This window comes from Erythrobacter sp. NE805, from assembly GCF_046452355.1.
Taxonomy (GTDB): domain Bacteria; phylum Pseudomonadota; class Alphaproteobacteria; order Sphingomonadales; family Sphingomonadaceae; genus Erythrobacter.
Genome location: NZ_JBKFDI010000001.1, coordinates 1,202,379 through 1,222,913, shown reverse-complemented (window position 1 = coordinate 1,222,913; position 20,535 = coordinate 1,202,379). Strand labels below are relative to the sequence as shown.

Genomic DNA, 20,535 nt, shown 5'->3' with positions numbered 1-20,535 from the left:
GCAAAAGCTAGGACAAAGCCGCCCCAGCCCCAAGCGGAATCGGACAGCGCTTCGCCGATTTCCGGCGTGTTTTCAGGCGGGCGTCACCCGCAGCGGGAGCGTCTTCAGCCCGCCGACGAAGGTGCTGGTCGCGCGGGCGGCCTCGCCCGCCGGTTCCACCGCGGCCACCCGGTCGAGGATCGCCTCGAACAGGATCTTCATCTCGAGCCGCGCAAGGTGCAGCCCGAGGCACTGGTGTGCCCCCGCCCCGAAGGCGAGGTGGCGGTTGGGCGAGCGCGCGGCGTCGAAGCGGCGCGGGTCGGGAAACTGCGCGGGATCGTGGTTCGCCGCGACGTAGTTGATCATCAGCCAGTCGCCTGCCTTGACCTGCTGCCCGCCGATCTCGCAGTCTTCGGCGGCGGTGCGCATGAAGTGCTGCACCGGGCTGGTCCAGCGGATCGCTTCCTCGACGATGCCGGGGAGCAAGCTGCGGTCGGCGCGCACGCGGGCATATTGTTCGGGATCGCGGGCAAGCGCCTGCATCGCGCCCGCGGTGCTTGCCGAGGTGGTGTCGTGCCCCGCGGTGGCGACGATGATGTAATAGCCCGCCATGTCGCGCGGTGGGAGCGGCTGGCCGTCGACGAGCGCATTGGCGATGACGCTCGCGACGTCCTCGGTGGGGTTGCGGCGGCGTTCCTCGGCGATGGCGGCGAAGTAGTCCTCGAAGGACTTCACCGCCGCGGCGACGATCTGCACCACCTGCTCGGCGGTCATGTTTTCCATGCCGCTGCCCGACAGGTCCTTGTCCTGCCCGCCGAACATCTGCTGGGTGAGCATCATCATGCGCGGCTCGTCCTCCGGAGGCACCCCGAGGATCTGCATCACGACGCGCAGGGGATAGGGTCCGGAGACCTCCTTCACGAAATCGAGCGTTTTGGTTTCCCCATGCCCGCCCCCCTGCTCAAGCATCCGGTCGACCGTCCGCGCCGCCAGCGCGCGCAGCTCGTCCTCGAGCCGGGCGAGGTTCCTCGGCATGAACCACTCCTGGGTCAGCCTGCGGTACTTGGGGTGGATCGGCGCGTCGAACACGACGAGCGAATCGACCAGCATGTTCGATCCCGTCGCCGCACGGCTGAACTCGATCGCCTGGTTGAAGCTGAACACCACGGGGCGCGGGTTGTTGAGGAAGCCCGCATTGTCCTTCGAGATGCGCATCACGTCGTCATAGCGGGTGACGAGCCAGAAGGGGTCGAACAGCCCGGGCGTATCGGGCTGGACCTTGGCCACGGGCGTGGTCGCGCGGATGTGGTCGAAGGTGTCGAGCAGCCCGTCCCACTCGGCATAGGCGTGGGGGTCGATCACCTTGCGGGCCAGATCGCCCGGGAGGACAGCCTCGGTCACTCTGCCGCTTCCCTGGCCTTGGCGGCGTATTCGTCACGCAGCTCGCGCTTGTAGAGCTTGCCGTTCGCCTCGCGCGGCAGATCGGGGCGGAAGTCGAACAGCTTGGGCATCTTCACCTTCGAGAGGCTGGGCGCGAGGAATGCGCGCAGTTCCGCCTCAAGATCGGGCCCGGCATGGGCCATGTCCTTCGGCTGCACCACCGCGACGACCTTCTCGCCAAGGTCCGGGCAGGGCGCGCCGATCACTGCGGCGTCCATCACCTTGGGGTGGGTGACGAGCAGGTTCTCGATCTCCTGCGGGTAGATGTTGACCCCGCCGGAGATGATCATGTGGCTCTTGCGGTCGGTGAGGTAGAGGAACCCGTCGGCGTCGACATGGCCGATGTCGCCGAGCGTCATCCAGCCCTTGGGGTGCATCGCCTCGGCGGTCTTGGCGGGATCGTTGTGATAGGTGGGGAGCAGCAGGTTCTCGAAATAGATGAGGCCGTCCTGCCCCGCCTCGAGTTCCTCGCCCTCGGGCCCGCAGATGTGGAGCGTACCGTAGATCGCCCTGCCGACGCTGCCGGGGTGGGCGAGCCAGTCGGCCGAGCGGATCATCGTCATGCCGATGCTCTCGCTGCCGGCGTAATATTCGATCACGATCGGCCCCCACCATGCGATCATCTCGCGCTTGACCGGCACCGGGCAGGGCGCGGCGGCGTGGATGGCGCGCTGGTGGCTCGAGAGGTCGTAGCGCGCGCGGACCTCGGGTTCGAGCTTGAGGAAGCGCACGAAGTGGGTCGGCACCCACTGGCTGTCGGTCACCTTGTAGGTCTCGATCGCCTTGAGCGCCTCCTCGGGGTCGAATTTCTCCATCATCACCACCGTGCCCCCGAGCCGATGCACGACCGAGCACCAGCCGATCGGCGCGGCGTGGTAGAGCGGGGCGGGAGAGAGGTAGACCATCGAGCCGTCGGTCGGCATCCCGGCGCCCATCACCGCGAGGCCCGCGAGCGGCACGGGGGCCTGCGGGTCGGGGTCGGCGGGCGGGGCGGGGCGGATGCCCTTGGGACGGCCGGTGGTGCCCGAGGAATAGAGCATCACCATGCCTGCGCTCTGGTCCGGAATCGGCGCCGGGTCCTGCGCGGCGAGCGCGGTCGCGAAGTCCTCGCCGTCGCCCGCATCCATCACCAGCACCGCGACCCCGGGGCACTCCCTGCGGATGTCGGGGAGCATCCCGACGAAAGAGCCGCTGGTGATCAGCAGCTTCGCCTGCGCGTCGCGGATGATGTAGGCGGCCTCGGGCGCGGTCAGGCGCGAGGAGATCGGCACCAGCATGGTCCCTGCGCGCTGTGAGCCCCAGATCAGGGTGAAGTATTCGATGCGGTTCTCGAGCAGCACCGCGAAGGCCTCGCCCGCGCCGATTCCGTGGGCGCGCAGCAGGTGCGCGAAGCGGTTCGATTGCGCCTCCATTTCGCCATAGGTCATCTGCTTGCCCGAGCCGGTCATGATGACCGCGGGATGATCGGGACGGGTCGCGGCGTGCGCGATCGGGTGCATCGACATCGTGCTGTTCTCTCTCCCATGCCGCCCCGTCTTGCAGCGGGCGCGCGGCTTGGCCGAGAAATTACGCGAGGCGCGCGGCCCCGCAAGCAAAAACGGTGCGCGAAATGCTACCGATCGGGGCGCGAGCGCGCGGGCGGCGCGGACAAGAAAAAAGGCGGCGGGATAACCCGCCGCCATGTTCGGACACCCTCTCCAATGTCCGGCCCGTTTACACGGGCAATCTCGTTAGCCGCTTATTCGCCGCCCTGACCGGTCATCCGGGCATCGCGGGCGTAGGCGAGCTGTGCTTCGCTCTCCACCATATACGGAATCGGATTGACTGCAAGCCCGTCGACGCGAACTTCGTAATGGAGGTGCGGGCCGGTCGAACGGCCGGTCGAACCGACGTAGCCGATGAGGTCGCCCTTCTTGACCGTGTCGCCCGCGGTGACCGCGAGGCGCGACAGGTGGGCGTAGCGGGTCTCCATCGACGCACCGTGGTTGATGCTGATGTAGAGCCCGTAGGTCGAATAGAGGTCCGCGCGGCTGACGACGCCGTCGGCGGTGGCGTAGACCGGGGTGCCGGTCGGCGCGGCGAGGTCGATCCCCTGGTGCTGGCGGCGGCCGCCGAGCACCGGGTGGTAGCGCATCCCGAAGCCGCTGGTCAGCGCCGCGCCTTCGAGCGGCATGCGCGAGGGCACCGAGATGCCGCGGTGCTGGATCGGCGAGGAATAGGCGGTGACGGCCTCGCTACCGGCGGTGGGCGAGGTCCGCTCGATCGCGGTCCAGCTGGCGAACAGCGACTTGAAGCGCGCATCGCCGTTGTCAACCACCTCGCCTTGCGCCTCGCGGACGGGCTGGGTCATGTCGGCGGCGGCGGTGGTGCTGGCGGAGTTGGCGGTGTTGGCAAAGGCCGGCGCGGCGGTGGAAACCAGGACGGCTGTGCAGGCGGATACAGCGAGCTTCAGCGCGTTGTGCAAGGCAATCTTCATGTCTGACCCGGTTCCCGAATGCGGCGCACCTCTTGGCGGGGTGGGCCGTTGGAATGTCCCGGCACGTCTGCTGCGCGCCTTTGATGCCGGTTGGTTATCCGGGTGAGTCGCTAGAGCGCAATCTCTTCATAAAAAGTGCGCGGTAAACCGGCTGCGAGACGCGCCGAGTCGTTGAACGGCGGCTTAACGTGGCCCCTGAAGTGCCGTCTTACGAGATCTTGCCAGTAAGATTCGGGCACGCGGCGCGCCAATTCGGCACAATGCAAAAAGTGCTTGGCGCCTGCCGCGACATGGCGGATTTCGTCGTCAAGTATCCTCTCGAGGATGCGCGCGCCGTGTTCGTCGCCGGCCGCGCGGACCCGCTCGAGCGTCGCGGGCGTCACGTCGAGCCCGCGCGCCTCGAGCACCATCGGCACCACCGCAAGCCGCGCCGCGACGTCGTGGCGGGTGGCGTGCGCCGCCTCCCACAGCCCGGCATGGGCGGGGAGGGCGCCGTAGTGGCTGCCGAGGGTCTGGAGCTTCCGCGCCAGCAGCGCGAAGTGCATCGCCTCGTCGGCGGCGACGGCGAGAAAATCGCTCACGAAGTCCTCGCCCATCTGCGCGCCGAATCGCCCCCCCATGTCGAGCGCGAGGTCGATCGCGACGAACTCGATGTGGGCGAGGCTGTGCCACAAGGCGATCCGCGCCCGCTCCGATCCGCCACGCCCACGCTTGGGCATCCGGTTCGGCGGGAGCAGCTCGGGCGCGTCGGGCCAGGCAGGGCGGTCGGGCATCGGCACGTCGAACTCCCACGCCAGCCGCCCCTGCCGCCATGCGCGCGCCACCTCGCGGGTGGCGAAGCACTTGGCGCGGGGCTCGGGGGTAAGCAGCGCCGAACGGATGGCGCGGGCGACGGTGGTCATGCGGGGGCTAGAGCGCCTTCGCCGCGGCAAGCACTTCCTTGGCGTGGCCCGCGACCTTCACCTTGTCCCAGATGCGCGCGATCGTCCCGTCAGGCCCGATCAGGTAGGTCGCGCGGACCATCCCCATATAGGTCTTCCCGTACATCTGCTTCTCCGCCCACACGCCGAGCGCGTCCGAAAGCCCGCCCTCTTCCGCGTCGGTCGCGAGCGGGGCGGTGAGGCCGTGCTTGGCGATGAACTTCGCGTGCTTCTTCGCCGGGTCCTTGCTCACCCCGAGCAGCTTGGTGCCCGCCGCCTCGAACTGCTCCTTCAGGGCCGAGAAGTCCTTGTTCTCGGTGGTGCAGCCGGGGGTGTCGTCCTTGGGATAGAAGAAGATCACCAGCTTGGAGCCGGCGAAGTCGGAGGGCTTCACCTGGCCGCCCTCGGGGGTTTCCATCGCGATGTCGGGGATGGCGTCGCCGACGCCGGGGAAGTTGCTCATCTGTCAGGTCTCCTGTTGCGGTGGGAGAATGTCGGTGCCGAGGATTTGTTTCCAGGCCTTCGCGACGCTCTGCCGCGCGGCGGCGAAGGCGTCCAGCAGCGCGGCGTAACTCGCGTGCCCGCAAGCCTGCGCCAGCGCCCGCGCACCCGAGGGCGGCGGCTCGCGCCCGTCGGGAGCGAGCAGGCGCCCCGCGACGAGCATCCGGCTCATCAGCGCATGGGGACCGGCAAGGTCGGCGCTGACCAGCCCCGCCGCCGCGAGGCCCCCGAGCGCGGTTTCGAGATCGGGAGAGAGCGCCTCGCCTGCGGCTTCGGCGAGCGGGCGCCCCTCGGCGGTCTCGCCCTTCAGCTGGAGGTAGTGGACGAGGAACTCGATATCGACCAGCCCGCCGCGGGCGAGCTTGGCGTCGACCGGCCCCGCCTGCGGCTTGTGCCGCGCCATCTCGGCGCGCATCCCGAGCACCGCCTCGCGCAGCGCCTCGCGGTCGCGCGGCGCCCCCAGCACATCGGCCAGCGCCGCCTCCAGCTGCGCGCGCGCGGCGGGGGATCCATAGAGCACGCGGGCGCGGGCGAGCGCCATGTGCTCCCAGGTCCACGCCGCCTCGCGCTGGTACTTGCCGAAAGCCTCGCAGCTCACCGCAAGCGGGCCCTGGTTACCCTGCGGCCGCAGCCGCGTGTCGACCTCGTAGAGCGCCCCCTGCGCGGTCGGCACCGAGAGCGCCGCGCTCACCCGGCTGGCGAGACGGTTGAAGTAGATCGTCCCGCCGAGGGGGCGCTCGCCGTCCGACTGCGCGGCGAAGTCGCCGGTGAAGAGGTAAACGATGTCGAGGTCCGAGGCGTGGGTCAGCGCCCCGCCGCCCAGCCGCCCGAGCCCGAGGATCAGCAGCTCGCTCCCCGCGATGCGCCCGTGCCTGGCGGCGAATTCCGCCACGGTCGCGTCCGCCGCCAGCCGCAGCGCCGCCTCAGCGGTGCGCGACAGGGCGCGGGCGATGTCGAGCGGGTCGGCGAGCCCCTCGATCAGCTGGATGCCGAGCGCGAAGCGGATCTCGCCGGTGACGATGCGGATCGCGTCGAGCAGCGCCTCGTAGTCGTCGCGGATCGCCGCGCCCGCCATGCGCGCCATGATCTGCGGGACGTCGCCGGGGAGCTCGAGCGCGTGCCTGTCGATCAGCGTGTCGAGCAGCTCGGGCTTGCGCGCGAGTTCGTCCGACAGCGCCGGGGCAAGGGTGAGCGCGGCGACGAGGCGGCGGGTGAGGTCGGGCCGCGCGTCGAGCAGCCGGAAGGTGGTGATCGCGCTCGGCACGGTCTCGAGGATGCGCTCCCAGCGGGTGATCGCGCGCATCGGATCGTCGCTCGCCGCGATCGCCTCGAGCAGTGCCGGGGCGAGGCGGTCCCACGCGGCGAGCGCCTGGGGCGAGCGGATCGCGGCATAGCGCCCGTCGCGCCAGCCCTCGACCCGCTCGGCGAGGATGCGCGGATCGGGGAAGCGCCAGTCCTCGAGCTGGCGGGCGAGGGTGCTGACCGGCACGGCGACCGGGACGGGGGCAGGTTCGGCGCGGCCGATCAGCTCCTCGTAGAGCCGCGCGGTGCGGGCGGTGATCGCGGTCAGTTCGGCGACCAGCGCCGCGCCGCCCGCAAGCCCGTCGAGCCGCGCCACGGCGTCGAGCGCCTCGCCCTCGGGCAGGGTGTGGGTCTGGCGGTCGTGGACCATCTGCAAGCGGTGCTCGACCTCGCGCAGCCGGTCATAGGCCTCGCCGAGGGTGGCGGCCGCCTCGGGGGTGACCCACCCGGCGGCGGCCAGCGCGTCGAGCGCCGCGCGGGTGCCCCTGACCCTGAGCGAGGCGTCGCGCCCGCCGTGGATCAGCTGGAGCGTCTGGGCGTAGAACTCGATCTCGCGGATGCCCCCGCGCCCGCGCTTGACGTCGAAGCCGGGGCTGGGGGCGGGCGGGCCCGCGTGGCTGTCGCGGATGCGGTGGGTGAGCGCGCTGATTTCCTCGATCGCGCCGAAATCGAGCTGGCTGCGCCACACGAAGGGGCGAATCTCGTCGAGGAAGGCCTCGCCCGCGGCGATGTCCCCCGCCGCGGCGCGCGCCCGGATGAAGGCGGCGCGCTCCCATGCGAGCGCCTGCCCCTGGTAATGGGTGAGCGCCGCGCCGACCGGGACGGCGAGCGGGCTGACCTCGCTCGCGGGGCGCAGGCGGAGGTCGACCCGCAGCACGTAGCCCTCGGGCGTGTTGGCCGAGAGCAGCGCCACCACCCGCCGCGCATAGCGCTGCGCCGCCTCGCCCGGATCGTCGGAAGGTCGGCGCGGCAGCGAATCGCGGTCGAACAGCAGCACGGGATCGATGTCCGAGGAATAATTGAGCTCCCCCGCCCCCTGCTTGCCGAGCGCGAGGGCGATGAAGCCCTCGACCGAGTCGGCCTCGCAGCGTTCGCGGATCGCGGTGCGGATCGCGCGGTCCAGGGCGCGGTCGGCGAAGGCGGTGAGCTCGCCCACCACGCGCGCCAGCGGGAAGGCCCCGGCAAGGTCGCCGACCGCGAGCGCCGCCGCCAGCGCCAGCCGTGCGCGGCGCAGCGCGACCTCGGCATCGGGATGCGCCCCCTGCGCCCGCGCCCAGGCGAGCGCCTCCTCGCCCCGCCCCTCGGCGAGCAGCGCCGCCAGCTCCGGATTGCGCTCGAGCGCCCGCGCGAGGAACGGCGCGTGGGTGCGGGCGCGGTGCAGCGCGCCGGCCCAGTCGGGGGCTCGGTTGTCTCCCATCGGCGCCCTCTCTGGCGGCGCTTGCGGCGACCTGCAAGGGCGTCCTTATGCTCTAGGCTTCGCTGCTTGAGGGCAGCGTGCTTGCACGCGCTGGCGGGCTCTGCGATGGGAGGCGCCGATCAGCAGACAAACCCCTCGGGAGAGACAATCATGGCACGCATCCCCGCCGCATTCGGCGCTTTCGCCGCAGGCGCGCTCGCGCTCGCGGCCTACGGTTCGCTGCCGGCCTCGGCCTCGGCGAGCGACGGCCTCGACATTCCCGAGGTCCCGGCGGGCACCCTCTCGGAGACGACGATGAAGGACGCGGTGCGCACCCTCGCGAGCGACGAATTCGAGGGCCGCGCGCCGGGCAGCGCGGGCGAGGCGAAGACCATCGCCTACCTCTCCGAACGCTTCGCGGCGGTCGGGCTGAAGCCGGGCAACAAGGGCTCGTGGGTGCAGGAGGTCCCGCTCGTCGAGATCACCGGCAGGGACTACCAGCCGCTGACGATCACCGGCGGCAAGGCCGGCGGGCCGCTCAGCCTCGCCTTCGCCAAGGACTGGGTCGGCGTCACCTACCGCGAGCAGGCGACGACGACGCTGAAGGACAGCGAGCTGGTGTTCGTCGGCTACGGCATCAACGCCCCCGAGCGCGGGTGGAACGACTATGCCGGGCTCGACGTGAAGGGAAAGACTGTGGTGATCCTCGTCAACGATCCCGACTGGCAGAGCCCCGGGCTCGAGGGCACCTTCAACGGCAAGGCGATGACCTATTACGGCCGCTGGACCTACAAGTTCGAGGAGGCCGCGCGGCAGGGCGCGGCGGGGGCGCTGATCGTCCACCAGACCGCGCCCGCCGCCTATGGCTGGAACGTCGTCGAGAGCTCGTGGACCGGCCCGCAGGCCTATGCCCAGCGCGGCGAGAACGCCCCGCCGCTCACGCAGATGAACGGCTGGGTGACCGAGGCCTCGGCGCGCCAGCTGCTAGCGGCCGCGGGGCAGGACCTCGATGCGCTGACCAAGGCGGCACAGGTCAAGGGCTTCAAGGCGGTGCCGCTCGGGCTGAAGCTCTCGACGAGCTTCGGCAGCGACGTGCGCAGCTTCAAGTCGCACAACGTGATCGGGATCCTGCCGGGCACCGAGGCGCCCGAGGAATACGTGATCCACACCGCGCACTGGGATCACCTCGGGCGCTGCACCCCCGCGCCCGACGGGGACGACATCTGCAACGGGGCGATCGACAACGCCACCGGCACCGCCGCGCTGATCGCGCTCGCCGAGGCGAATGCCAAGGCCGGCGCGCCGCGCCGCAGCCTCGTGTTCCTCGCGGTCACCGCGGAGGAATCCGGCCTGCTCGGCGCCGACTACTACGCGCAGAACCCGGTCTTCCCGCTGGCGCAGACGGTCGGGGGCGTGAACATGGACGCGCTCGCCATGACAGGCCCCGCGAAGGACGTGACGGTCGTCGGCCTCGGCAAGTCGGACCTCGACCGCTTCCTCGAGGCGGCGCTCAAGTATGACGGGCGGACCATCACCCCCGACGCCTCTCCCGAGGCCGGCTACTATTATCGCTCGGACCACTTTGCCTTCGCCAAGCGCGGCGTGCCGATGGTCTATGTCGAGGCCGGGCAGGACCTCCTCGCAGGCGGCCCCGCGGCGGGCAAGGCCGCCGAGCTCGACTACCGCGAGAAGCGCTATCACGGCCCCAAGGACGAGTTCAGCGAGGGCTGGGACTGGTCGGGCGTGATGGCGGACCTCGATCTCTACTACCGCCTCGGGCGGATGATGGCGACGAGCACCAGCTGGCCGAACTGGACCCAGGGCGACGAATTCCGCGCCACCCGCGACGCGAGCTGCGCCGCCGGCGCGAAGGGCTGCTGATCCGCCGATGACCCTCATCATGCCCCCCGAGTGGGCGCCGCAGGACTGGATCTGGATCGGCTTCCCGCACCTCGCCGAGGAGTGGCCGGGCTGGCTCGAACCGGCGCAGGCGCAGATGGCCGCCTTCGCGAGCGCCGTCGCGGAAAGCGGTCAGGAGGTTCGCCTGCTGGTCCGCGACGCAGCCAACGCGGCCCGCGCGCGCTCGCTGGTGAGCGCGAAGGTGAAGCTCGAGCAGCGGGTCTACGGCGACGTCTGGCTGCGCGACACCGGCCCGCTGGTGGTGCATGGGGCGGACGGCACCCGCGCCGCCCGCCGCTTCGGCTTCAACGGCTGGGGGGGCAAGTACCTGATGCCGGGCGACATGGAGATCGGCGCCGAGCTCGCCCGCGATGCCGGCCTCGCGATCGAGACCGCGCCGATGATCCTCGAGGGCGGCGCGCTCGACGGCGACGGGACGGGGCTGGTCGCGACGACCGAGCAGTGCCTGCTGGGCCCGAACCGCAACCCGCAGATGACGCGCGAGCAGATCGAGGCGGAGCTCGCCGCGCGGCTCGGCTTCACCCGGGTGCTGTGGCTCGGCGAGGGGCTCGTCAACGACCATACCGACGGCCATGTCGACAACCTCGCGCGCTTCGTGGCGCCGAACCGCCTGATCGTGCCGGAGGCGACCGGGCACGACGATCCCAATGCCGCGATCTACGCCGATGCCGCCGCGCGCGCCGCCGCCGCAGGGGTCGAGGTGGTGCGCATCCCGTCCCCCGGCCGCATCGAGCGCGACGGCCGGGTCGAGCCCGCGAGCTACGTCAACTTCGCGATCACCTCGCACCTCGTAGTGGTGCCGACCTTCGGCTCGCCCCACGATGCCGAGGGGGTGGCGGCGATCGCGGCGCTGTTCCCCGACCGCGACACCATCGGCCTGCCCGGCGAGGCGGTGCTCGCGGGCGGCGGCGGCTTCCACTGCGCCAGCCAGCAGATGCCGAGCGCGCCAGAGCCGAGTTAACGCTTCGTTAGGGATTTGGGAGGAGAGTGGCGCACATGAACCGCGCTCTTGCTCTCGCCATGCCGCTCACTGTCCGAGTCGATGCGCTCGAGCTGGCGCGCCGCGTCATCGTGCTCGGCTGCGCAGCCGCGCTGATCCTCGCCGGACGCGCCTTCCCCTTCTGAGCCGCGGCTAGAGGCGCGCCTCGCTCCAGATCGTCGCCACCGTCACCGCGTGGACCGCTGCGATGCCGAGATTGCTCAGCACCACCGGGTTGCCGATCGTCCCGACGGTGATCGGCGTCGTCACCTTGTAGACGATCTGCAGCACCAGCAGCCCCGCGACCATCTGCGGCACCGGGTTCAGCAGCAGCGCCGTCGAGGCCACCAGGATCGCGAGATAGACCGACAGCAGGATGCCGCGGGCCGGAGAGGGATGGCCATAGGCCCGCACCGTCCAGTCTGCCCGGACGAAAAGGCCGAAGCAGACCGGCGCGAGCACGGCGATGTTGAGCGCCAGCGAGGCGAGGATCATCGGGTGCATGTCAGCTCCCGAGATCGGGCGGCGTCCCTTCCGCCCTGAGCATCGCGATCGCCTCGGCGAGCGGCATCACCTTCTGGTGCTCGGCGCCCAGGGTGCGGACGGCGACGGTGCCCTCCTCGGCCTCGCGCTTGCCGACCACCAGGAGGTGCGGGACCTTGGCGAGCGAGTGTTCGCGGACCTTGTAATTGATCTTCTCGTTGCGGGTATCGGTCTCGACGCGGATGCCCGCCGCGCGAAGTTGCGCCGCGACGTCCTCGGCATAGGGATCGGCGTCCGAGACGATGGTCGCCACCACCGCCTGCACCGGCGCGAGCCACGACGGCAGGCGGCCCGCGAAGTGCTCGATGAGGATGCCGATGAAGCGTTCGTAGGAGCCGAAGATCGCGCGGTGGAGCATCACCGGGCGGTGCTTCTCGCCGTCCTCGCCGATGTAGCTCGCGTCGAGCCGCTCGGGCAGCACGCGGTCCGACTGGATCGTCCCGACCTGCCAGGTCCGCCCGATCGCATCGGTGAGGTGCCATTCGAGCTTGGGCGCGTAAAAGGCGCCCTCGCCGGGCAGCTCCTCGCATGCGATGCCGTGGGCGGCGACCGCGTCGCGCAGTTCCTGCTCGGCCTTGTCCCAGTCGGCGTCGCTGCCGAAGCGCTTTTCGGGGCGCAGGGCGAGCTTGATGTCATAGGTGAAGCCGAAGTCGCGGTAGACCGAATCGGCCAGCGCGATGAAGGCCTGCACCTCGCTGACCACCTGCCCCTCGGTGCAGAAGATGTGCGCATCGTCCTGCGTGAACTGGCGCACGCGCATGAGGCCGTGGAGCGCGCCGTGGGGCTCGTTGCGGTGGCAGCAGCCCATCTCGGAGAGGCGGATGGGGAGGTCGCGGTAGGAGGTGATCCCCTGGCGGAACACCATGACGTGCGCCGGGCAGTTCATCGGCTTGATCGCCATCCACGCCGCGTCATCCGCCACCCGCGGCGAGGCGACGCCGCTCTCCTCGTCGACCTCGGGGACGATGTCGGGGACGGCGAACATGTTCTGCGCATACTTCCCCCAGTGACCGGACTGGGTCCACTGGCGCACGTCCATCAGTTGCGGGGTCTTGATCTCGCGGTAGCCCGCGCCGTCCATCTTGCGGCGCATATAGGCCTCGAGCTCGCGCCAGATGCGGTAGCCCTTGGGGTGCCAGAAGACGCTGCCGTGCGCCTCTTCCTGCAGGTGGAAGAGGTCCATCTCGCGGCCGAGCTTGCGGTGGTCGCGCTTGGCGGCCTCCTCGAGCCGCGTGAGGTGCGCTTGCAATTGCTTCTTGTTGAGCCAGCCCGTCCCGTAGATGCGCGTGAGCTGCGCATTGTTCTGGTCGCCGCGCCAATAGGCTCCGGCGGTGCGCATCAGCTTGAAGGCCTCGGGATCGAGCTTGCCGGTGGAGGGCAGGTGGGGCCCGCGGCACATGTCGAGCCAGTCGCTACCCGACCAGTAGACCGTCAGCTCCTCGCCTTCGGGCAGCTCCCTGGCCCATTCGGCCTTGAAGGTCTCGCCCTCGCTCGCCCACTTGGCGATGAGCTGCTCGCGGCTCCAGACTTCGCGGCGCAGGGGTTTGTCGGCGCGGATGATCTCGCGCATCTTTTCTTCGATCGCGGGGAGGTCGTCCATGCCGAAGGGCTCGCGGCTCTCGGGGGCCTTGACGTCGTAGTAGAAGCCGTCGTCGGTCGCCGGGCCGAAGGTGATCTGCGTGCCGGGCCACAGCGCCTGCACCGCCTCGGCGAGGACGTGGGCGTAGTCGTGGCGGGCAAGTTCGAGCGCATCGGCCTCGTCGCGGCTCGTCACCAGCGCGAGTTCGGCATCGCCCTCGAAGGGCCGCGCAAGGTCGCGCAGTTCTCCATTTACCCGCGCGGCGATCGCCGCCTTGGCGAGACCCGGGCCGATTGCGGCGGCGACGTCCGCGGGGGTGCTCCCGGCGGGCATCTCGCGCACCGATCCGTCGGGGAGGCTGATCTTGAGCAGTTCGGTCATCGTCGCAGGTCCGTCTCGTTTGGGCGCGCCTTAAGGCAAAGGGGGCCGCACCGGAAGAGCGGTATTGTGCGTGAACCGGTCGGGAGAGGACACCGCGCCGCCCCTGACCGGGCGGCGGGCTGTCGTCGCTTACCGCGCGTGCCGCCGCCCCGGGATGGTAGTCCCGGCAGTGGTGGTGCGGGTGGTGGCGAGCAGCTGTGCCATGACGGGCGACATAGGCCTCCAACAGCGACAAGTCACGCGCAAGTTGATGAAATACACCCACGGGGTCGGCTTGTTCAACCAAGGATGGAAAGCGACCTTGACATCGAGCCTTCACAAATGTAAAGCATCCTTGCCATTCTGCCAAAGGAGCTTTCCATGGCGTCCAACACCTCCCCTGCGATGCGGCGCTACCTGCGACGGCTCGCGGTGTGCATGGCGTGCTATGTCGTGCTGATCTTCGGCGTGGGAGCGCTGTTCCGCCACGCCCCGCCGAGCGGCCCGCTGGCGTGGGGCGCGGCGATCCTGCCCGCTCTCCCGATCCTCGCCACCTTCTGGACGATCTTCCGCCTGCTCGCCGAGGAGACCGACGAATACATGCGCATGATGTTCGTCCGCCAGGCACTGTTCGCCACCGCCTTCTGCCTCAGCATCATGACCGTCTGGGAGTTCCTCCAGAACTACGAGGTCGTTCCCGCCGGCAATGGCGGCTTCGGCGCGGCGTTCTTCTGGTTCCTCGGGCTCGGCATCGGCGGGATGTGGAATGCCGTCGTCACGCGTGCGGATTGCGCCGAATGAACAATCGCCTGCGCGTGCTGCGCGCCGAGCACGGCTGGTCGCAGCAGGACCTCGCCGACCGGCTCGGGGTCTCGCGCCAGAGCGTCAACGCCATCGAGACGGGCCGCTACGACCCCTCGCTCCCGCTCGCCTTCGCGATCGCCGAGGTGTTCGGCCTGCCGATCGAGGCGATCTTCCTCAGAAACGGAACCCCCCGATGATCCGCACCCTTCTCGCCGCCCTCGCCGCGCTGCTTTCGCCCGCTGTCCTCCACGCCGAGGACGCGCCCTGCCCGCCCTTCGAGGTCACCGGCACCGGCCCCGATCTCGTGCTGATCCCCGGCCTCGGCTCCTCGCCCGAGACCTGGGACCTCGTGAAGGCGAGCCTCGCGAAGGACCACCGCCTGCACCTCGTCCACGTCGCCGGGTTCGCGGGGCGCCCCGCCGGGGGGAACCCCGCCACCCTCCTCCAGCGCACCGAGGCCGAGGTGATCCGCCACCTCGATTGCGCCAGGGTCGAGCGCGCGGTCATCGTCGGGCACTCGATGGGCGGCTTCCTCGGCCTGACCCTCGCCGCCGACCACCCGGAACGCGTTGCCCGCGTCGTGGTGGTGGATTCGCTGCCGTTCTTCCCGCTGATCTTCGACCCCGCCGCCACACTGGCGAGCGCCGCACCCGCGGCCGAGGGCATGCGCTTCGGCATCCTCGCGCAGGACCGCGAGAGCTTCGCCGAGAGCCAGCGCCAGACGGTCCGCTCGCTGGTCAGGAACCCGGCGTGGCAGGACCGTGTCGCCGGCTGGAGCATCGCCAGCGACCGGGCGACATTCGCGGGCGCAGTGCAGGCGCTGATGACCACCGACCTGCGCGAGCGCCTTCCCGCAGTGACGGTGCCGGTGCGGGTGATCGCCGCCGCCAATCCCTACGCTCCCCGCGCGCGGATCGAACCGCTCTACACCGCCGCCTATGCCGGGCTTCCCGACATGAAGCTGACGGTGATCGAGGACAGCTACCACTTCGTGATGCTCGACCAGCCCGAGGCCTTCGAGGCGGCGCTCAGGGCGGGATTGGGGGACTGAGCCTGCCCAAGTCCCTCCCCGTTCCAAAGGAATGGGGAGGTGGGCGAGGCGGTCAGGCCTCGGTCGTAGGGGTAACGGGGCATGACCCCTCCGTCAGCCGCCTGCGGCGTCTGCCACCTCCCCATTGCTGCGCAACGGGGAGGGACTGGGCCGCTTTCCTCAGTCCTTCTTCCCCCAGCCCCCGTCGGCATGGGTGTCGCCGAAGTCGGTCGGCTCGGTCGGCTTGGCCGAGGTCATCGGCTTGGTCGAGGCGGTCGGCCGGCCGTAGCCGCGGCGTTCCGCGAGCTCGTCCTCCATGCGCAGCCTCCTGCGCTCGGTTTCTTCCTCTATGGTCTTCTCGATCCGCGCGACGGCCTGCGGGTTGCTGGCGACGACAGCTGCCATCTTCGCCTGCACCAGAGTCTCGTTGAACGCCCGTCCATCGAGCGCGGCGTCGACCTTCTCCTCCATCGCGATTTCCGCGAGCTCGTTGACGATGGGGTCCTCCTCGAGGCCCATCATCGCATCGCCATCGGTGAAGGCGAATTCGACGCGGACCCGGGTTCCGGGCGCTTCCGGTACGAGATGGGCGCGCACGTCGGCGATCCGCTTGCCCTCCGCCATCACGTCCCAGCGCAGGACCGCAGGGCCGCGGCTGCGCAGGACCAGGCCGATCCTGTCGCTTTCGCCCATGCCCAGCTCGGGGCCGAACTGCACCGAAGCGAGCCGGGATTCCACCGCGGCAGGCTCGAGCGGATAGTATTCGCCGCGATCGAAGGCCCCGCTCACATAGGCCCCGCCCCCGAGCAGCGAGGCTCCACCCACCAGCAACATCGCGCGCATCCGACAACCCTCCCCTCAAACAGGGGAAGGATAGGCGAGGGGTGCTTAACGCTTTGCTGTCATGCGCGGCCGCTCAGACGACGAGCTTGCGCGAGCCCTTCGCGCTGGCCACCCGCTTGGTGCCGGCAAGCTGCGTCGAGCGCTGCTTCACGCCCGCGACGAAGCGGTATTCGGTCGCGACCGCGGCCGGGGTCAGCTCGACCGCCATGTAGCCGCGCTGCGACGTGTCGGCCCACTTGAGCTGGCTGTTCTCGGCGATGAGCGCGCTCGCGAGGTCCTGCGGCTTGACGAAGGTGAGGTAGCTCTCGAAGCCCGGCGAGCTCACCGACTGCCCACCGAATTCGACGCCCACCGGCGTGCCCTCGTGCGCGAGGTCGAAGGCCCAGGCATTGTGGCTGTCGCCGGCCAGCACGACGAGGTTCGCATCGGCGTTGAGCGCGGCCTTGAAGACCTTCTCGCGCGCGGCGGGGTAGCCGTCCCAGGCGTCCATGTTGGAGGGCAGGCCCACCTGGCTCGCGGCGGCGGCGGAAACGAGGCGCTGGCGCACGAAATCGGGCAGGCCGCTGCCGGCCATCTCGGCGAAGGTCTTGGGGGTCCTGAGGTTGCCCATGATGACCTGCTGGACGAGCACCTGCCACTGCGTGCCCTTGGCAGTCGAGGCGGCGAGGCCCTCGGCAAGCCAGTCCTGCTGCGCCGCGCCGAGGAGCTGGCGGTCGGGGTTTGCCCAGGCACCGTCGCGGAAGGCGGTCAGCGCGGCGGCGAGCGCCTGCGGGTCGGTCTTGCCGGCCATCACCTCCGCAAGGTTGAACTGCTGGTCGCGCCCTTCGAGCCGAGTGTCGAGCTTGAACAGGGTGGCGAGATCGCCGACCTGGTAGGTCGCGTAGACCTCGTCGGCGACCGGCATCCACTCGCGGTAGGCGCGCTTGGCGGCAGCCTTGCGGACCGCCCAGTCGCCCTCGGTCGCGGCCTGGTGGTTCTCCGCGCCGTCCTTCCAGCTGTCGTTCGCGCTCTCGTGGTCGTCCCAGACGGAGATCATCGGCAGCACCTGGTGGAGGCGCTGGCAGTCCGGATCGGCGCGGTAGGTGGCGTAGCGCAGGCGATAGTCGGCGAGCGCGACGAGCTCGGTGGCGGGCTCGATCACGCGGCCCGGATCGGTCTGCGCGGCGCTCGGATAGATGCCGCGGGCATATTCGTAGATGTAGTCGCCGAGGTGGACCGCGAGGTCGCAGTCGTTGGCGCTGGCCGCGTGGGCATAGGCGTTGAACCAGCCGAAGCCGAAGTTCGAGCAGGAGAACACCGCGAGGCGGAAGCGCTGGGTCGGCCCCTCGGGGAGGGTGCGGGTGCGGCCCGTCGGCGAGGTCGTGCCGTCGGGCGCCACGAAGCGGTAGAAGTACCAGCGGTCGGGGGACAGGCCGGTGGCGATACCTTTCGCGCACCAGTCGCGGTCCGCCGACGCGGTGACCGAGCCCTCGGCGACGGCGCGGGCGAAGTCCTCGCTCTCGCTCACCTGCCAGGTCAGCGCGGTGTCGGCGTCGGCGACGTAGCGGGTCCACAGCAGCACGGACTTCGCCGCCGGCTCGCCGCTCGCGACGGCGTGGGTGAAGCCCTTGCCGAAGCCGGTCGCGGCGGCCGGGGCGGCGGCGAGCGCGGCGCCCGCCCCGGCGAGGGCGAACAGGTTGCGACGGGTGAGCGAGGTTGCGGCGGGCAGGGCCGCGGGTTCGGTCTTGATCATGGGCGGGCGCCTATCCCTCTCCGATTGCGCTTGCGTGACAATGGTTGCCTTTGCGGCCTCGCGCAAGGCATGGGTGAGGTATGACCGGGATCATGCACCACACCCTCTACGATGGCCGGCGCGTCGCCTTCCGCTTCACCGACGGCGCGGGGCCGTGCCTCGTCTTCCTGCCGGGCTACATGTCGGACATGAGCGGCAGCAAGGCGACCGCCTTGTTCGACGAGGCCGTGGCGCAGGGCCGCGCCTGCCTGCTGCTCGACTATTCGGGGTGCGGGCTCTCGGACGGCGACTTCGCCGACGGGATGCTCTCGAAGTGGCGCGACGAGGTGCTCGCGCTGGTCGCCTCCTACGTAAGCGGGCCGGTGCTGCTGGTCGGCTCGTCGATGGGCGGGTGGCTGATGCTGCTCGTCGCCGAGCACTTGCGGCACCGCCTCGCCGGGCTCGTCGGGATCGCTTCTGCGCCGGATTTCACCCGCTGGGGCTACAGCGAGGAACAGCGCAGGGCCCTTGCGGCGGGGGAGACGGTGCTCGAGCCCAATCCCTACGGCCCCGAGCCGACGCCCACCCACCCCGGCTTCTTCGCCGATGCCGAGTGCCACCTGCGGCTCGACTCCATGATCGACATCGCCTGCCCGGTGCGCCTCCTCCACGGCAAGGCCGACGCGGACGTGCCGTGGGAGATCTCGCTCCGCCTTAAGGCGGCGCTCCGGTCGGGCGACGTTCAGGTGACGCTGGTAGAGGATGGCGACCATCGCCTCTCGCGCGAGAGCGACATCGCCCTCTTGAAGGCCCTCGTGGCCGAATTCTACGGATAGGCCCCCATGTCCCTGCTCCTCGCCCTCGCGCTGCAAGTCGGCCCCAACCCGCTCGGCGGGGCGATGCCGGGCGACGACCTCGTCCGGGACCGCCCGGCCCGGCGCGACGGCGCGGCGGCGCCGGACGCGGGGCTCACCAGCGCGTGGTTCGAGGGGTGCCTCGCCCAGCTCGAGGCCGATCCGGCGCGCGCCAATGCGATGGCGCAGATCCGCCGCGCCGAGACTACAGGCACCGACCGGGTGCTCGCCAACCTGTGCCTCGGCACCGCGTCGAGCCAGCTCGGCCTGTGGGACGAGGCCCGCACCGCCTTCGCCGCCGCCCGCGCCGAGACGCCGGAGGACGAGACCCGCGCCCGCGCGCGCTTCGCCGCCCTCGCCGGCAACGCCGCCCTCGCGAGCGGTGACGCGGCCGGGGCGCTCGAGCTGCTCACCCTCGCCGAACGCGATGCCCGCGCCGCCAAGGCCGAGACCCTCGAGGCGATCGCCGCGATCGACCGCGCCCGCGCCCTCGTCGCGCTCGAACGCGAGGACGAGGCGCTCGCCGCGCTCGAAAGCGCCACCACCCTCGCTCCCGAGCGCGCCGAGGGCTGGCTGCTCAAGGCGACGCTGCTGCGCCGCATGGAGAAGCTCGCCGAGGCCCAGGCCGCGATCGAGCGCGCCGCGGCGCTCACGCCCAAGGATGCCGAGATCGGGGTCGAGGCAGGGGTGATCGCGCTCCTGTCCGGACGCTACGAGGCGGCGCGGGCGAGCTGGCGCTCGGTCGTCGAGCTTGCTCCGGACGGCCCTTTCGCTGCCACCGCGCGCCAGTATCTTGCGCAACTGGACGAGGCGAGCGAGAGTGAGGCGACGCAGGTGCCCCCGCCCGCACCCCCGCCGCCACCTGCGCCCCAGGAGCAGCCGCGATGACCCGATTCTCCGTCCTCGACCTCGTCCCCGTCCGCGAAGGCGGGACGCTGGCCGAGGCCTTCGCGGCCACTACCGACCTCGCCCGCGCCGCAGAACGGTTCGGTTGCGACCGCTTCTGGGTCGCCGAGCACCACGCGATGGACGGGATCGCGGGCGGCGCGACCTCGGTCGTGCTCGCGCATATCGGCAACGCGACGCGCCGCATTCGCATCGGCTCGGGCGGGATCATGCTGCCCAACCACACCCCGTTCCAGATCGCCGAGCAGTTCGGCACGCTCGATGCGCTCTTCCCTGGGCGCATTGACCTCGGGCTGGGCCGCGCGCCGGGGGCCGGGCCGGAGCTCCAGCGGGCGCTGAGGAAGAACCTCCACCAGGCTGCCGAATATTTCCCGCAGGACGTCGTCGAGCTGCGCGCGCTGCTCACCGGCGACTACGACCTGCCGATCAAGGCCACTCCCGGCTACGGCGCCCACGTTCAGCTGTGGATGCTCGGATCGAGCCTGTTCGGCGCGCAGCTCGCCGCGAAGCTCGGCCTGCCCTATGCCTTCGCGGCGCATTTCGCTCCCGACCATCTCGATGCGGCGCTCGCGGTCTATCGCCGTGATTTCCAGCCTTCCGAAGCCTGCCCGGACCCCCATGTGATGGTGGCGATGAATGTCTTCGCCGCCGACACCGAGGCCGAGGCGCGCCTCATCGCCTCCTCGCAGCAGCAGAGCTTCGTGCGGCTGCGCACCGGCCAGCCGGGCAAGCTCCCCCCGCCGATCGCGGACTACACCGACACGCTGGGTGCCAGCGCGCAGGCGATGCTCGCGCATATCGGCCAGGCCGCCGCGGTCGGCACGTCCGAGCAGGTGCGCGAGGGGATCGAGGCCTTCGTCCGCCGCACCGGCGCCGACGAGATCATGCTGTGCGGCGCGACCTACGAGCCCGAGGCGCGAATCCGCAGCCTCGAACTGACGCTCGAGGCCTGTCGGGCCGTCGCGGCGGCGTAACCTGAGGGGATCATCGGG

19 protein-coding genes are annotated in these 20,535 nt (G+C 70.6%); 9 read left to right on the top strand and 10 right to left on the bottom strand.

Annotated features, from left to right (window positions below; translation table 11 throughout):
• Positions 1 to 72: 72 nt before the first annotated feature.
• From ACLBKU_RS05695 to glnE, 6 genes are all read right to left on the bottom strand, one after another.
• Positions 73 to 1,380 carry a cytochrome P450 gene (locus tag ACLBKU_RS05695; protein ID WP_410178564.1) on the bottom strand — a complete coding sequence of 436 codons (1,308 nt, stop codon included), beginning with the start codon at positions 1,378 to 1,380 and terminating at the stop codon, positions 73 to 75.
• Positions 1,377 to 2,924 carry an acyl-CoA synthetase gene (locus ACLBKU_RS05690; protein WP_410178563.1) on the bottom strand — a complete coding sequence of 516 codons (1,548 nt, stop codon included), beginning with the start codon at positions 2,922 to 2,924 and terminating at the stop codon, positions 1,377 to 1,379. Before ACLBKU_RS05690 ends, ACLBKU_RS05695 begins: the two co-directional genes overlap by 4 nt.
• Positions 2,925 to 3,157: 233 nt before the next feature.
• On the bottom strand, positions 3,158 to 3,895 hold the full coding sequence (locus ACLBKU_RS05685) for a M23 family metallopeptidase (RefSeq protein WP_410178562.1): 738 nt from the start codon (positions 3,893 to 3,895) through the stop codon (positions 3,158 to 3,160).
• 110 nt (positions 3,896 to 4,005) lie between these two features.
• Positions 4,006 to 4,797 (bottom strand): ferritin-like domain-containing protein, encoded by a 792-nt coding sequence (locus ACLBKU_RS05680; protein ID WP_410178561.1) that lies wholly within the window; start codon positions 4,795 to 4,797, stop codon positions 4,006 to 4,008.
• A 7-nt stretch (positions 4,798 to 4,804) separates the two neighbouring features.
• A complete protein-coding gene (locus tag ACLBKU_RS05675) occupies positions 4,805 to 5,278 on the bottom strand; it encodes a peroxiredoxin (protein ID WP_410178560.1) in 474 nt (157 codons plus the stop codon).
• A gap of 3 nt (positions 5,279 to 5,281) precedes the next feature.
• The gene (glnE, locus tag ACLBKU_RS05670; RefSeq protein ID WP_410178559.1) at positions 5,282 to 8,035 is read right to left on the bottom strand and encodes a bifunctional [glutamate--ammonia ligase]-adenylyl-L-tyrosine phosphorylase/[glutamate--ammonia-ligase] adenylyltransferase; all 2,754 of its coding nucleotides are present in this window, start codon (positions 8,033 to 8,035) and stop codon (positions 5,282 to 5,284) included.
• Positions 8,036 to 8,185: 150 nt separating this feature from the next.
• Between glnE and ACLBKU_RS05665 the strand changes: the two genes are divergently transcribed.
• From ACLBKU_RS05665 to ACLBKU_RS05655, 3 genes are read left to right on the top strand one after another with little or no spacing between them, the layout of a single operon-like run.
• Positions 8,186 to 9,895, top strand: a complete 1,710-nt coding sequence (locus ACLBKU_RS05665) for a M28 family metallopeptidase (RefSeq protein WP_410178558.1) — start codon at positions 8,186 to 8,188, stop codon at positions 9,893 to 9,895.
• 7 nt (positions 9,896 to 9,902) lie between these two features.
• Positions 9,903 to 10,895: an agmatine deiminase family protein gene (locus ACLBKU_RS05660; protein ID WP_410178557.1), complete on the top strand. Its 993-nt coding sequence runs from the start codon at positions 9,903 to 9,905 to the stop codon at positions 10,893 to 10,895.
• Between the two features lie 35 nt (positions 10,896 to 10,930).
• Positions 10,931 to 11,059, top strand: coding sequence for a hypothetical protein (locus tag ACLBKU_RS05655; protein WP_410178556.1), 129 nt, complete (start codon positions 10,931 to 10,933; stop codon positions 11,057 to 11,059).
• Positions 11,060 to 11,066: 7 nt separating this feature from the next.
• On the opposite strand, the gene ACLBKU_RS05650 is transcribed toward ACLBKU_RS05655, so the two are convergent.
• On the bottom strand, positions 11,067 to 11,417 hold the full coding sequence (locus ACLBKU_RS05650; RefSeq protein ID WP_410178555.1) for a hypothetical protein: 351 nt from the start codon (positions 11,415 to 11,417) through the stop codon (positions 11,067 to 11,069).
• 1 nt (position 11,418) lies between these two features.
• On the bottom strand, positions 11,419 to 13,416 hold the full coding sequence (gene thrS / locus ACLBKU_RS05645; protein WP_410178554.1) for a threonine--tRNA ligase: 1,998 nt from the start codon (positions 13,414 to 13,416) through the stop codon (positions 11,419 to 11,421).
• A 360-nt stretch (positions 13,417 to 13,776) separates the two neighbouring features.
• On the opposite strand from thrS, the gene ACLBKU_RS05640 reads away from it, so the two are divergent.
• Genes ACLBKU_RS05640 through ACLBKU_RS05630 form a run of 3 tightly spaced genes read left to right on the top strand, consistent with a single transcriptional unit; the run spans position 13,777 to position 15,250 of the window.
• Positions 13,777 to 14,196: a hypothetical protein gene (locus ACLBKU_RS05640; RefSeq protein ID WP_410178553.1), complete on the top strand. Its 420-nt coding sequence runs from the start codon at positions 13,777 to 13,779 to the stop codon at positions 14,194 to 14,196.
• Positions 14,193 to 14,396, top strand: coding sequence for a helix-turn-helix transcriptional regulator (locus ACLBKU_RS05635; RefSeq protein WP_410178552.1), 204 nt, complete (start codon positions 14,193 to 14,195; stop codon positions 14,394 to 14,396). The genes ACLBKU_RS05640 and ACLBKU_RS05635 overlap by 4 nt, the downstream gene beginning before the upstream one ends.
• On the top strand, positions 14,393 to 15,250 hold the full coding sequence (locus ACLBKU_RS05630) for an alpha/beta fold hydrolase (RefSeq protein ID WP_410178551.1): 858 nt from the start codon (positions 14,393 to 14,395) through the stop codon (positions 15,248 to 15,250). Before ACLBKU_RS05635 ends, ACLBKU_RS05630 begins: the two co-directional genes overlap by 4 nt.
• A gap of 159 nt (positions 15,251 to 15,409) precedes the next feature.
• On the opposite strand, the gene ACLBKU_RS05625 is transcribed toward ACLBKU_RS05630, so the two are convergent.
• The gene (locus tag ACLBKU_RS05625; RefSeq protein ID WP_410178550.1) at positions 15,410 to 16,072 is read right to left on the bottom strand and encodes a hypothetical protein; all 663 of its coding nucleotides are present in this window, start codon (positions 16,070 to 16,072) and stop codon (positions 15,410 to 15,412) included.
• Positions 16,073 to 16,145: 73 nt separating this feature from the next.
• Positions 16,146 to 17,804 carry an alkaline phosphatase D family protein gene (locus tag ACLBKU_RS05620; protein ID WP_410178549.1) on the bottom strand — a complete coding sequence of 553 codons (1,659 nt, stop codon included), beginning with the start codon at positions 17,802 to 17,804 and terminating at the stop codon, positions 16,146 to 16,148.
• Positions 17,805 to 17,884: 80 nt separating this feature from the next.
• Between ACLBKU_RS05620 and ACLBKU_RS05615 the strand changes: the two genes are divergently transcribed.
• From ACLBKU_RS05615 to ACLBKU_RS05605, 3 genes are read left to right on the top strand one after another with little or no spacing between them, the layout of a single operon-like run.
• Positions 17,885 to 18,619, top strand: coding sequence for an alpha/beta fold hydrolase (locus tag ACLBKU_RS05615; RefSeq protein ID WP_410178548.1), 735 nt, complete (start codon positions 17,885 to 17,887; stop codon positions 18,617 to 18,619).
• Positions 18,620 to 18,625: 6 nt separating this feature from the next.
• Complete coding sequence (locus ACLBKU_RS05610; protein WP_410178547.1) at positions 18,626 to 19,525, top strand: tetratricopeptide repeat protein; 900 nt, start codon at positions 18,626 to 18,628, stop codon at positions 19,523 to 19,525.
• On the top strand, positions 19,522 to 20,517 hold the full coding sequence (locus tag ACLBKU_RS05605; protein ID WP_410178546.1) for an LLM class flavin-dependent oxidoreductase: 996 nt from the start codon (positions 19,522 to 19,524) through the stop codon (positions 20,515 to 20,517). The genes ACLBKU_RS05610 and ACLBKU_RS05605 overlap by 4 nt, the downstream gene beginning before the upstream one ends.
• Positions 20,518 to 20,535: the final 18 nt, after the last annotated feature.